Origin of the sequence: Slackia equolifaciens (genome assembly GCF_003725995.1) — a bacterium.
In the GTDB taxonomy this organism is placed as follows: Bacteria; Actinomycetota; Coriobacteriia; order Coriobacteriales; family Eggerthellaceae; genus Slackia; species Slackia equolifaciens.
Genome location: NZ_QIBX01000031.1, coordinates 1 through 12,628, shown reverse-complemented (window position 1 = coordinate 12,628; position 12,628 = coordinate 1). Strand labels below are relative to the sequence as shown.

Sequence of the window (12,628 nt, the reverse complement as noted above, 5' to 3'; positions counted from 1 at the left end):
GGCGGCCTCGGCGTGCGTCATGCCCTCCTCCAGGGCGAGCAGCGCAAGCTCCACCACGTCCCTATCATACATGCGGACCCCCTTCCGGACGCGTGAATCGCGTCCAACTTTTCGTCCGCAGTCCCATAAACGCGATGATAGTGGCGTTGAACTTGGAATCGGTGGTCAACTCGATGCCAAAGACGTAATACGGCGCGAAATAGATGGCAAACATCTGCAGCATGAGCGGCGTGCCGCGCATAACCGAGATGTAGAAGCGCACGATAAGCGCAAGCGGCTTGAAGCGGCTCATGCGCCCCAGCGCCACCACGATGCCCAGCGGAAGCGATCCGATGAGCGTCAGGAAGAAGATCTGCAACGTTACCAGGAATCCCTCTCCCAGCATCGTCAGCATGGTGGTTATTTCCACGAACGTCCCTTTCTCCAACATGCGAATGCGCAGTGCCCGCCCCTTTACGACGCGCATCGCGCACGATTATCTCGAAGCCCGCCCGGCTCGGTTATGCGAAGGGCATGCCAGCCGTTTGCCTCCGGAGCCCTATCGCCTGTCTTGGCTCGCGCTCAAAGCGCGAAACGTCATTCTACCCTTACACGCGCAAATCGCGGAAGGAAAATTCCTCCCGCGATTGCGGCTCATAAGGCCCCGTTGCTAAGCGTGCCAAACCGAACCGGACGCCGAATCTGCAACGAATCACGCATTTGGGCTACGCCAGAATCCAGTTGTCGTAGGTCAAGCCGTACTCGGCGTACTTGTCGCACAGCTCCTCCACGGTGCCGTCGGCAACCATGTCCTTCAGGGTTTGGGTGACCGTATCGGCCAGCTCGGTGTCGCCCTGCTTGAAGCCAACGGCATAGTGCTCGGAGGACAGCGCCTCGTCAAGCTGCGTGTACACATCGGGCTTGGCGCTCATCTGATACTGAGCGATGGAAAGATCGCACGCAACGGCCTCAACCGCGCCGGACTCAAGCTGCATGAATGCGGTGTTGTATTCGCCGATGGTCTCGAGGTTGGCAAAGGTGGCCTTCAGATCGGCCTTGTCGCCTTCGAGCACGTCAAAAGCGGCAGAATCGACCTGGGTGATAACCGTCTTGCCCGCAAGGTCGTCCAGGCTGGCAATGCCGCTGTCGGCCTTCACGACCACAACCTGCTCGTTGAGCATGTAGGGCTCGGAGAAGGTGTAGCCGTCCTCGCGGCCTTCCATGGTGAAGCCGTTCCAAATGCAGGTGATGGCGCCGCTGTTGAGCAACGTGTCCTTGGCGTCCCATTCGATGGCTTCAAGCTGCAGCGTCCAGCCGTTGCGGCTGCACACCTCGGCGGCAAGATCCAGATCGAAGCCGGTGAACTCGCCGTCATCGCCCACAAAGCCATACGGCGGATAGGACTGGTCAAAGCCCACGATAAAGGTAGTAAGCGTTGAGGGATCGGTCTGGCTCGAGGCATCGCCGCTCGCGGCCGCATCGCCAGAGCCGCCGTTGTCGCCGCCGCCCGAGCAGCCTGCCAGCATGGAGCCCGACATCGCAGCAACCGCAGCCGTGCCCATCAGCATCACGAATTTTCTTCTCAGCATATTGATCCCTCTCCTTGAATCATTTTCTAGCATTTCATTGGCCGCCGCATTGCGTTTGGCGCGAAGGGCGGCGTGCTTTTTCCTTGGTGGCACTTTAGCGTACTAAAGTGTGCGAGCAAGAGTATAGCACAGCAGCGTGCTAGAGTGCAATGCGCACACGATTCGCCCAGCGGACGGCGGCATGCTGCGATCGCTGATGCGCACACAAAAGGCGCCCAGCACGAGGACCGAGCGCCTTAAACCAACTTGAGTCAAAAGCAATCCGCATATCACCCCTGCGGACACATGAATTCGAACTTACACCTCGACGTCAACGTAAGGATTGTCGGGGACGGCGTTCGTGAGCACCTGGAAGAAATCCTGCACGCGACCGGCGCATTCGCGCACGTCATACCACAGCTGGTTCTCATAGGTGCCCGTGTCGCTCACCGCGCCTATGGCGTCCATGCCCACGCCACGCGCATCGTATACGGCGCGATACAGGTGATATTCCTGCGTGACCACCACCGAGCTCTGCGCCCCGAACACGCTATGGACGCGCCACATGGTGTCATAAGTGTGATACCCGCCGGGATCGCAGTAGACGTCATCGGCAGGAACGCCCTGGTTGATGGCGTATTCCTTCATGGTGGTGGGCTCATCGTAGTTGGAAGCGCGCCCGTCGCCCGACATGACGATGATAGGAGCCACGCCCTGGTTGTACAGCTCGATGGCAGCATCGACGCGGTTTTCCAAGATGGGAGAAAGCGTGCCGTCGGCATAGACGCTGGCGCCCAGCACGATGATGCAGTCGTACGTCTGCCCCGATTCCGCAACGGCAGCAGGAGTAGGCTCGATATGCGGCTTGACCGAAAGCACCGTCCACGCGTTGATTCCCACGAGGGCAAGAACAGCAAGCAAGAGCACGCTGGCAATGCCTTTGAATATGCCGCGAATCACGCTGCCGACCGTCCTTTCCGATGCCTCGCCATCGATCAATCGCCCTCTGGCACCCGACGCGCTTGGGTTTGTTGCGCGCAAATGCCTTAACAAACTTCAAGAAAAGTTGAAGCATCATCCTAGCCTACGCATGGCCGATAAAAAGCCGGCCCGTCCAACCTCCACATGCGCAGCATCTCAACTGCATCGAATGAGCATCGGAACGCCAGAACGAAACCATGACCGTGCAATCCTAGAGCGGCACAAACCCCAGAAGCGCGTACATCGCGATGCCCACGACGATGCACCACACCATGCTTTTGGTCTTGGCGGCCACCAGCACCACCACGGCTGTAGCAATGAGCGGCATAAGGCCAGGCCAGATGCCGTTTAAAAACATGCTGGGAGAAAGCAGGTCGTTGGCGACGAGCGCCGCGAAGCACGCGGGCGGGATATAGCCCAGAAGCGTTTTGGTGCGCGGCGAAAGCTCGCGGTCGGAAAGCACGCTGATAGGAATGAGGCGCATGAGATACATGCCGATGCACATGAACGCGAACAGAGGAAGAAACTCAGGCCAGGGCATCGCGCGCCTCCTCTCCCGTGCAAAGCGAGGTAGACGGCGTCAACGAAGCAGAGGCGGTCGCGCACGATGGCGCCACATCGTCCTTTTCGTTCATTCGGTTCGAAGAGCCGGCAGGATTATCACCGTTAGAAAGTCTTTCCCCGTCACCGCCATGGCCCAGCTTTTCGCCAGCAAAGAAACCGACAGCAACACCGATAATCGCGCCCAAAATCACAGCGATGCCATCGAGGCCCGCAAGCTTCGCTGCAAACACGCCGAGGATGGCGGCACCCGCGGCCAAAAACGTGCTCGCGCCCTTGAGCTGCCCCACCAGCATGCATACGAAGATGCAGGTCACGCCGAAGCTCGCCATAGCGGCAGGCAGCGAGATGAAATTGACCAGAACCGCGCCGGCGAACGTGGACACGCCCCACAGCACCTGGTTCACGGTGTTCACGGCGATTATCTGGTTCGCGGTCCAGCGCTCCCCGGAAGAAAGGCGGTCCATGTTCACGCCGAATCCCTCGTCGGTCAGGTTCCACGCGAACGCGAACCGACGGAGGAACCTCATGCCGCGCGCATATGGCGCCATGGCGGCGCTGTACAAGATGTGCCTCGATGACACCAGCATCACGCTGGCGAGCACCGTAGGCATGGCGAAGCCCGCCATGAGCATGTTCTGCATCATAGCCTGGCCGGCACCCGATAGGAAGAAGAACGACAGCATGAACACCTGAAGCGGCTCGAACCCGAGGCTGGCCCCGATCATGCCGAATGGGATGCCCACGATCACATACCCGATGGCCACGGCGGCGTCGGCCCGCACTACGGCTTTGACCTGCGCCATCGAAAGCCCCCGCGCCTCAGGCGAAGACGAATCGAACATGCGCCCCCCTTCCTTCAAAACCTAGAGACACGGAACGAAACAGCGAAAGCCGCTCTCGTGCCGGAGATTCGTGGGTTCCCGGAGGCGACGCGTACTTCGTACGCTAGCCTGCGAGAACGCGCGAAGGTTCGGTGCGAGAGCGGCTTGCAACGGCGCAAGCGCCTTCTCAGCGTCTCATTGAGTAGTTCCGACGGCCGTAGGCCGCCGGAACTAATTTACTTGACCACGATATTGACCAGACGACCAGGAATTACAATCTTCTTGACCACGGTCTTGTCGCCGATCGCATTCGCGGCGGCCTCGAGAGCGGTCTCGATGATCGCATCCTCGGCGGCATCAGCGGCCACGGTGATGCGCGCTTTCACTTTGCCGTTGATCTGCACGGCCAGCTCGACCTCGTCGGCCTTAGCCTTCTCGGGGTCGAACTCGGGCCATGCCTGCTCATGCACGCTGTCCTCGTAGCCCAGCACGGTGTGCCACAGCTCTTCGGTCATGTGCGCGGCCATGGGCGAGAGCAGCTTCACCAGCGTCTCGGCCACATCGCGACCCAGCTCGGCGTCGCGCGCGTCGGGCGCGGCCTTGCGCAGGTAGTCGCCCGCAGCATTGGCCAGCTCCATCATCGCCGAAATGGCGGTGTTGAAGTTGTTGCGCTCGAAGTCGTCGGTCGCCTTGCCCACCACACGATGGCGCTCGCGCAGCAGCACCTTGGCGGCTTCCGCCGCCTGGCCTTCGGAGCCCGGCTGGTACAGCGTTTCCTCGCCGGCCTGACCCATCAAGTCGTACACGATGCGCCACACGCGGTTGAGGAAGCGGTAGATGCCGCCCAGGCCGGCCTCGTTCCAATCCAGATCCTTATCGGGCGGCGCCATGAACAGGATGTAGGTGCGCACGGCATCGGCGCCGTAGGCATCCATCATCTTCACGGGCGACACCACGTTGCCCTTGGACTTGGACATGGTCTCGCCGTGCTCGTCTTTCACCATGCCCTGGCACAGCAGGTTGGTGAACGGCTCGTCGAAGTCCAGCATGCCCGCGTCGCGCAGCACCTTGGTGAAGAAACGCGAGTACAGCAGGTGCAGAATGGCGTGCTCGATACCGCCGATGTACTGGTCCACCGGCATATAGCGGTTCACCAGCTCGCGGTCGAACGGCGCCTGGTCGTTGTGCGGATCGCAGTAGCGCAGGTAGTACCAGCTCGAGCAGGTGAACGTGTCCATGGTGTCGGTCTCGCGGCGCGCCGGCTTGCCGCACCTGGGGCAGGTGCACTCCACGAATTCCGCGTGGTCGGCCAGCTGCTCGCCCTTGGTGATGTCCAGCTCCATAGGCAGCTCGACCGGCAGATCCTCGTAAGGCACGGGCACGATGCCGCAATCGTCGCAGTAGATGGCAGGGATGGGGTTGCCCCAGTAGCGCTGGCGCGAGATTAGCCAGTCGCGCAGGCGGAACTCCACCTTGCGGCGGCCGGTGCCGGCGGCCTCCAGGTCGGCCACGATTGCCTCCTCGCCCGCGGAGTGCTTGCCACCCGTCATGCCGGTGTACTTGCCGGACTGCACGAGCGTGCCCTCGGCGGCGTGCGCCTCAGCCCAATCCACGGTCTGCGCGCTGAACTGGGCAATCACCTCGTCGCGCGTCTTGCCGGATTCCTCGACCATGGCCGCGATCTCGTCCTCCATGAGGATGATGGGCACGATGGGCAGGTCGTACTTGCGCGCGAACTCGAAGTCGCGCTGGTCGCCGCAGGGCACGGCCATGACGGCGCCGGTGCCGTAGTCGGCCACAACGTAGTCGGCCACCCACACGGGCACCTTCTGACCGTTGATGGGGTTGATCACATAGCGGCCGGTGAACACGCCGTGCTTTTCGCGATCGCCCTGGGCGCGCTCCACGGCGCTCACCTTTTCGGACGCGGCGATGAGGTCCAGCACGGCGGCTTCCTGCTCAGAGCCGGCCACCAGCTCTTTGAGGCCCTTGTACTCGGGTGCCAGCACGAAGAAGCTGCAACCGAACAGCGTGTCGGCACGCGTGGTGAACACGGTGATGATGTCGTCTTGCGTGGGATTGGCGGGCGCGTTGCCGTCTTTGTCGCACAGCACGAAGTCAACCTCGGCGCCCTCGGAGCGGCCGATCCAGTTGGCCTGCATCTGCTTGACGCGCTCGGGCCAGCCCTCCAGCTTGTCCAGGTCGTCCAGCAGTTCCTGGGCGTAATCGGTGATCTTGAAGTACCACTGCTCCAGCTCGCGGCGCTCGACCGGATTGCCGCAGCGCCAGCACACGCCCTCGGTCACCTGCTCGTTGGCGAGCACCGTGTGGCACGATTCGCACCAGTTCACGGGGTTGCTGCGGCGCTCCACCAGGCCCATCTCCCACATCTTGAGGAAGATCCACTGGCCCCAGCGGTAGTATTCCTTGTCGCAGGTGCGCACCGTGCGGTCCCAGTCGTACGACAGGCCCATGCGCTTGAAGACGCTGCGCTGGGTCTCGATGTTGCCGTAGGTCCAGGTGGCGGGGTGGCCGTTGTGTTTGATGGCGGCGTTTTCGGCGGGCAGGCCGAACGCGTCCCAACCCATGGGATGGAGCACGTCGAAGCCGCGCATCTTGTTGTAGCGGGCGATCACGTCGCCGATGGAGTAGTTGCGCGCGTGGCCCATGTGCGGGTCGCCCGAGGGATACGGGAACATTTCCAGCACGTACTTCTTGGGCTTGGATGCATCGCCCTCCATCTTGTACTGCTCGGTTTCTTCCCAAACCTTCTGCCAGCGCGGCTCAATCTCGTGGGGGTTGTACTCTTTCATCTCTCCTCCTGACGGCCGCCCCTGGCGGCACAGGAGACTTTCAGAACCCGCTGCGCCTTCAGTCACGACCGATAAGGTCGCTCCTATCAGGCGCAGCGGAACCTTCAAGCCTCCTGCACTCGCCAGTGACGCCCTGACTTTGCTAAAGGCGGATGCTGTTCAAACGCGAATTTACGTATTATACGGCGAGTTTGGCGATTTGAGAAAGCCAACGCATGCGTTACGCGGAATTAACGCGGGAAGCGGAGGCGCATGCCGCGCAGCCAACAATCAGAGCCACGTATCAAATCTTTCTCCACGATGCTTTTCTATAGGAACTGGACCTGATACGAATATGCCGCCAAAGATCAATCTCTCGGGGCTTCGTTTTGAAACACCCGGCCCGTCATTGAACGGCGACGGGCAAGGCAAAGCTCGAATTCCCGCCTTGACCTTAACAGATTCCACCCCGCCCAGCACAAACCCGGCAAACGCAACAGCCAATGACAAAATGACCGGAAAGGAAGAATGTATACTTAAGGAGCTCGCCATTGATGAACCTGGAGGTCGACGCGTACATGGAACCCCTCGAACACGCTCCCCTGACCAATCTTAGCGTTGCCGGACGATGCGCGCTGGCAAGCACGTGCGGGGCGGAGGAGCTTGAGTACCTCACGCTGCTTGCACACGACTCCAATCAAGAAGTACGCCTGCGCGTTGCCCTCAACCCTGCGCTGCCGGCACCGCATCGCAAAGTGATCGTGGCTCGCGACGGGCATGACGCCATCCGTGCCTATGGCGAGAAGATGGCCCAAAGTGAACGATCCGAAAGCGTGCTTGAGGCGCTTGCGCAGTGCCCCTACCCCAGTGTACAGGCGCTCGTCGCGCGCAATGAGCATACGACCGACGTCGTGTTGGAGGATCTCGCCGAAAACGAGCATGAAAACGTTCGCGCCGCCGCACGAGAAGTGCTGGGATGGTAGCTTGCGCGCGAATGCGCACGGTAAACTTCCGAAATAAAGAACATTTGTTCGCTTGTATGCTATACTTCATGCGTGGCGCCTCAGGGCGGATGATGTGCCAGGCTCCACTGCGCGGTGTTGGCGCATGCGCAACGCTCGCGCGCAGGCAGTGAACTCGGAAAACGGCGCGCAGCTGAAACGAGGAGATTACGCATGATCATCAACACCGGAGGACGAACCGATACTGCCCAGTACTACAGCGAGTGGCTATTGCGGCGCTTTGAGGAAGGCTATGCGCTTTCGCGCAATCCCTTGTTCCCGCACAAGGTTTCTCGTCTGGAACTTTCGCCCGACGTGGTTGATTGCGTGGTGTTCTGTTCGAAGAACTACCGCCCCATTCTGCCGCGGCTGCACGAGATAACCGATAGGTTCCACTCGTATTGCTATTACACCATCACCGCTTATGGGCGTGACGTGGAGCCAGGAGTGCCCCCAATCGCGGAAAGCATCCAAACTTTGAAGGAGCTTTCGGCTATCGCGGGCAAGCAACGCGTGGCCTGGCGCTACGATCCCGTGTTGCTCACAAAAGCGTACACAGTTGAGCGACATCTGAAAACGTTCGATTACATGGCAGCACGGCTGACGCCGCATGTGGATCGCTGTATTTTCAGCTTCGTCGAAATATATGAGAAGGTCAAATTCAATATGCCCGAGCTGGTGATGCTCACCGAGGAGCACATCGAAGAGTTGGCGCGCGGATTCGGCGAAATCGCCGCCCGATACGGCCTCCACCTGCAAACCTGCGGTACCAACGGCGATTTCTCGCGCTACGGGATTCACCCGTCGGGATGTATGACGCTCGATGTGCTGGGCCAGGCGAACGGCGTGAAGTTCCGCGACCTCAAGCATAAGGGCATGCGGCATGGATGCCACTGCGTGGAGGCCCGCGATATAGGCGCCTACGACTCCTGTCCCAACGGCTGCAAATACTGCTACGCCAACAAAGACCCACGCAAGGCAGCGGAGAACTTCAAACTGCACGACCCGGCTTCTCCCCTACTACTGGGTCACGTTGGCCCCGACGATGTGATCACGCAAAGCACGCAGAGGTCTTTTCTGGAAAAGGAGTGTCAGATGAGGTTATTCGGATAGAAAAAAACGCCGGCTCGAACCGGCGTTTTCATGTCATATGTCATAGCGTTTGCCCTACAGGAACCTGTAGCTCACGGTGCGCAAGCCCCAGTCGTAACAGGAGCTGGCGCCGAAAGCCTTCCACACGCCCGGCTGCAGGTCCAGCGAACGGGAGCCGCCGCCCATGCCACCGCAGTCGTTCACCACGGCAATCACGGTCACGCCGCCGTATGAAATCTCAACGCTGCGCCCCAGATACGAGCGGTAGTTGGGCCATGACATGGGAATTGCCACGCCCATGGAGGTCTCGGTGACGATTGCGCCCGTAGCCGTAGTGCCGCCCAACGTGCCGTCGCTCTTGGAGCCGTAGGCAGACGCCACACCTGTTTGCCAGCCGGAGCCAGGATCGGTCGCTTCGCCGCCGGAACCGCTCGAGCCGCCGCTGCCGCCCGATGCGCCACCCGACGAGCTACCGCCAGAGTTGCCGCCCGTGGAACCGCCTTCGTTCGAACCCTCATCCGAACCCTGCGCGCCATCACCCTGAGAATCCGACTCAGATGCCGCAGGCGTCTCTTGGGCAGCCGCCGCAGCTTCCTGCTGAGCCTTGAGCTCCTCGGCCTGCTTTTGCAGCGCCGCCAGCCGCTCCGCCTCGCGCTTGGCGGCTTCATCCTCGGCCTTAGAGAGCTGGGCCTGGGCGCTTTCCACTACCTGGGCAGCCTCCTCGCTTTTCTGACTGGCCTCGTCGAGCGCCTCCATCTGGGAATCTTTCTTAGCATTGAGGTCGTTCAGCGAATCGGTGAACTGCTGCTCAAGGACCTTCTGCTCCTCGATAGCCTGCGCTTGAGCCGCCTGGACCGATTCCACATACTGCAAGTTATCAATCAGGTCATCCAGGTTCTGCGACCCCAGAATAACCTCGAGCAACGAGATGCCGCCGGTCTTGTACTCGTACGAAAGCATCTCGCCCAGATGCGCACGACCCTCTTGCATAGCGGCCTGAGCATCCATAACGCCCTGCGTAGCGTCATCAATCTGTTCCTGGAGCTCTTCTACCTGAGCCTCAAGCTGGGCGTGCTCCTCGGCGATCTGCGCCATGCGCTCCTCCGCCTGGTCGAGCGCCGCCTTGGCATCGCTCACTTCGTCGGCGAACGCGGGGTGCGCCGCCGCAACGGGCATGCAAAGCATCGCAGCCAGCGCGCATGCTCCAAGCTTTTGCGCCAGCGGCAACGTATGTATGTTTTTCAGAGCTTCGATGGTGAACTACTTTCCCTCGACTACAGATCCAGGCCTCGGCATGGCACCAAGACAACCAACGAGCCGGCACGTCTGAGGTGCCGGCTCGACAAATACGCCTATCGAGCGCTGCCCACGTAAGGAGTCTTGTCCTTCAGCAGCACGTCATGCGCGCCGCCCTCGACAATAGAGGTGGAAGACACCAGCGTGAGTTTAGCCTTGTCGCGGAACTCAGGAATAGTGAGCGCGCCGCAGTTGCACATGGTGGACTTGATCTTGAGCAGCGTGACCGCCATGTTGTCCTTCAGGCTGCCAGCGTAGGGCACGTAGGAATCCACGCCTTCCTCAAACGACAGGCTCTTCTTGCCGCCCAGGTCGTAACGGCCCCAGTTGCGGGCGCGCGCGGAACCCTCGCCCCAATACTCTTTCATGTAGTTGCCGTTGACCAGCACCTTGGCCGAAGGGCTCTCGTCGAAGCGGGCGAAGTAGCGACCCAACATCACGAAGTCGGCGCCCATGGCAAGCGCAAGCGAGATGTGATGGTCGTACACGATGCCGCCGTCGGAGCAGATAGGTACATAAATGCCCGTCTCCTCAAAGTACTCGTCGCGCGCCTTGGCGACCTCGATGGTGGCCGTAGCCTGACCGCGGCCGATGCCCTTGGTCTCACGCGTGATGCAGATGGAACCGCCGCCGATGCCCACCTTCACGAAGTCGGCGCCAGCCTCGGCCAGGAAGCGGAAGCCGTCGCGATCGACCACATTGCCCGCGCCAATCTTGACGGAATCGCCGTAGCGCTCACGCACCCACTCGATGGTCATCTTCTGCCAATCGGAAAAGCCCTCCGAGGAGTCGATGCAGAGCACATCAACGCCCGCCTCCACCAAAGCGGGGACGCGCTCGGCGTAATCACGGGAGTTGATGCCCGCACCCACCATGTAACGCTTTTCGTGGTCGAGCATCTCCAAGGGGTTTTCCTTATGTGAATCATAATCCTTGCGGAATACCAGGTAAGCAAGGCAATCATTGGCGTCAACCAGCGGCAGGCTGTTGAGCTTGTGCTCCCAGATGATGTCGTTGGCCTCAGAGAGCGTGGTGTCGGCGGGAGCGGTAATCAGCTTCTCGCGCGGGGTCATGAATTCGGATACCTTGAGGTCGAGCGGCATGCGGGACAGACGATAGTCGCGCTCGGTCACCATGCCCAGAAGCTTGCCCGTGGCGCTCGCGCCGGCAGTGACGGGCATAGTGGAGTGACCCGTCTTCTCCTTGAGCTCGAGCACCTGCTCAAGCGTCATATCGGGCGAAAGCGTGGCGTCGCTTACCACAAAACCAGCCTTATAAGATTTCGCGCGCGCCACCATGGCGGCCTCATCCTCGATGGACTGATTGCCATAGATGAACGACATGCCACCCTCAGTGGCAAGGGCCACAGCCATGCGATCGTCAGACACGGCAGCCATAATGGCAGACACCATGGGCACATTCAGCGAGATGGGGCACTCCTCCTCGCCCTTGCGGTAGCGCACCAGCGGCGTTTTCAAGCTGACCTTGGCAGGAATACAGCTGGCCGGCGTGTGGCCGGGAACCAAGAGGTATTCATTGAAGGTGCGGGAAGGCTCTTCGTAGTAAAACGCCATGTGGCTACTCCTTCGTGTTGACGGGCTGATTGCTCGTGCGGCCTGCATACATAATCCGATTATTATAATCGCCACTCGCAAGCGCGACCAGCTTGCCACTGAAAAACTGAGGTCGGAGGCAACCTCGCGGCACACATTCGCCATAACTTTAGCCTGATGGAGTGAACAAGCACCATGCGTAGCATTTGGCAATTGGCGTCTGGCATTTTGCGTCCCTCAAACCGTCAACGCACCGGCCCATGCCGCCAAGGCACCGGCCCATGTTGCCAAAGCACCGGCCCATGTCGCCAAAGCACCGGCCCATGCCGCCAAGGCACCGAATCTAAACCGCCGACGCGCAGGATTAAAAGCCAACACTCCAAACTCAACCGCCGGCGAGCCAGACCGCAAGCCAGATCCAACCACCGACGAGCCGGACCTATGCTTGCAAGCCAAACCCACCCACCAGTGAGCCAGGCCTATACTGGCAACGCGCCAAACGCAAGCCATCAGCGTACCCGCACGAGCCAAAGACATGCCCAGCGCAAGCCTTCGACGAGCTCGACGCAAGGCGAGGACGTGCCAAACCCAACCATCAGCAAGCTAAGCATCAGACCGAACATGACACATGAATCCTGACGGTAAGGCTGGACGAGAAATGGGAATGAGATAAGGTCGAATGGCCAAGCAATGCCGAGCACGGCAACAACAATCGAATACGCAACCTAGAAGACGCCGTATTCGCCGTATTTCGTAAACTCTGCCAGTTTTCCCGAGTATGTAACCCAGATACGCATGTCAAAACAGGATTTCCGCCAGTTTTCCCGAGTATGTAACCCATTCCGACGTTCGTAGGGGGTGCGGCAGAAATCCTGGAAGGCGGGGTGGGCGGGAAGGAGCCCGGATGTTTTCCGAGGAGCAGAAGAGGGCGGCGCTCGAGCTCTACGACGAGCTCGGCAGCGCCGGGAGGACCGTCGAGAG

General features: G+C 60.5%; 10 protein-coding genes. 2 read left to right on the top strand and 8 right to left on the bottom strand.

Annotation, left to right across the window (positions count from 1 at the left end; all coding sequences use genetic code 11):
• Positions 1 to 64: 64 nt before the first annotated feature.
• From DMP06_RS11060 to leuS, 6 genes are all read right to left on the bottom strand, one after another.
• Entirely contained in the window at positions 65 to 409 is a 345-nt protein-coding gene (locus DMP06_RS11060; RefSeq protein ID WP_245962503.1) for an ABC transporter permease subunit, read from the bottom strand.
• A 295-nt stretch (positions 410 to 704) separates the two neighbouring features.
• Complete coding sequence (locus DMP06_RS11055; RefSeq protein ID WP_380783914.1) at positions 705 to 1,565, bottom strand: transporter substrate-binding domain-containing protein; 861 nt, start codon at positions 1,563 to 1,565, stop codon at positions 705 to 707.
• A gap of 300 nt (positions 1,566 to 1,865) precedes the next feature.
• Positions 1,866 to 2,507 carry a SanA/YdcF family protein gene (locus DMP06_RS11050; protein ID WP_181443056.1) on the bottom strand — a complete coding sequence of 214 codons (642 nt, stop codon included), beginning with the start codon at positions 2,505 to 2,507 and terminating at the stop codon, positions 1,866 to 1,868.
• A 232-nt stretch (positions 2,508 to 2,739) separates the two neighbouring features.
• Complete coding sequence (locus tag DMP06_RS11045; protein ID WP_123209787.1) at positions 2,740 to 3,069, bottom strand: AzlD domain-containing protein; 330 nt, start codon at positions 3,067 to 3,069, stop codon at positions 2,740 to 2,742.
• Positions 3,056 to 3,934, bottom strand: coding sequence for an AzlC family ABC transporter permease (locus tag DMP06_RS11040; protein ID WP_123209786.1), 879 nt, complete (start codon positions 3,932 to 3,934; stop codon positions 3,056 to 3,058). The genes DMP06_RS11045 and DMP06_RS11040 overlap by 14 nt, the downstream gene beginning before the upstream one ends.
• Positions 3,935 to 4,149: 215 nt before the next feature.
• A complete protein-coding gene (leuS, locus tag DMP06_RS11035; RefSeq protein WP_123209785.1) occupies positions 4,150 to 6,726 on the bottom strand; it encodes a leucine--tRNA ligase in 2,577 nt (858 codons plus the stop codon).
• Positions 6,727 to 7,283: 557 nt separating this feature from the next.
• On the opposite strand from leuS, the gene DMP06_RS11030 reads away from it, so the two are divergent.
• Positions 7,284 to 7,688, top strand: coding sequence for a hypothetical protein (locus DMP06_RS11030; protein ID WP_148042533.1), 405 nt, complete (start codon positions 7,284 to 7,286; stop codon positions 7,686 to 7,688).
• A gap of 192 nt (positions 7,689 to 7,880) precedes the next feature.
• A complete protein-coding gene (locus tag DMP06_RS11025) occupies positions 7,881 to 8,819 on the top strand; it encodes a DUF1848 domain-containing protein (RefSeq protein ID WP_123209783.1) in 939 nt (312 codons plus the stop codon).
• A gap of 54 nt (positions 8,820 to 8,873) precedes the next feature.
• On the opposite strand, the gene DMP06_RS11020 is transcribed toward DMP06_RS11025, so the two are convergent.
• Together DMP06_RS11020 and DMP06_RS11015 are read right to left on the bottom strand one after the other, a co-directional pair.
• Positions 8,874 to 9,974 carry a peptidase gene (locus DMP06_RS11020; RefSeq protein ID WP_181443055.1) on the bottom strand — a complete coding sequence of 367 codons (1,101 nt, stop codon included), beginning with the start codon at positions 9,972 to 9,974 and terminating at the stop codon, positions 8,874 to 8,876.
• A 176-nt stretch (positions 9,975 to 10,150) separates the two neighbouring features.
• Complete coding sequence (locus DMP06_RS11015; protein WP_123209782.1) at positions 10,151 to 11,668, bottom strand: IMP dehydrogenase; 1,518 nt, start codon at positions 11,666 to 11,668, stop codon at positions 10,151 to 10,153.
• Positions 11,669 to 12,628 lie beyond the last annotated feature (960 nt).

Bases quoted from the DNA above. Each gene is read 5' to 3' on its own strand.
- DMP06_RS11045 (WP_123209787.1), bottom strand. From the start codon at position 3,069: ATGCCCTGGCCTGAGTTTCTTCCTCTGTTCGCGTTCATGTGCATCGGC.
- DMP06_RS11040 (WP_123209786.1), bottom strand. From the start codon at position 3,934: ATGTTCGATTCGTCTTCGCCTGAGGCGCGGGGGCTTTCGATGGCGCAG.
- leuS (WP_123209785.1), bottom strand. From the start codon at position 6,726: ATGAAAGAGTACAACCCCCACGAGATTGAGCCGCGCTGGCAGAAGGTT.
- DMP06_RS11030 (WP_148042533.1), top strand. From the start codon at position 7,284: ATGGAACCCCTCGAACACGCTCCCCTGACCAATCTTAGCGTTGCCGGA.
- DMP06_RS11025 (WP_123209783.1), top strand. From the start codon at position 7,881: ATGATCATCAACACCGGAGGACGAACCGATACTGCCCAGTACTACAGC.
- DMP06_RS11020 (WP_181443055.1), bottom strand. From the start codon at position 9,974: ATGCCCGTTGCGGCGGCGCACCCCGCGTTCGCCGACGAAGTGAGCGAT.
- DMP06_RS11015 (WP_123209782.1), bottom strand. From the start codon at position 11,668: ATGGCGTTTTACTACGAAGAGCCTTCCCGCACCTTCAATGAATACCTC.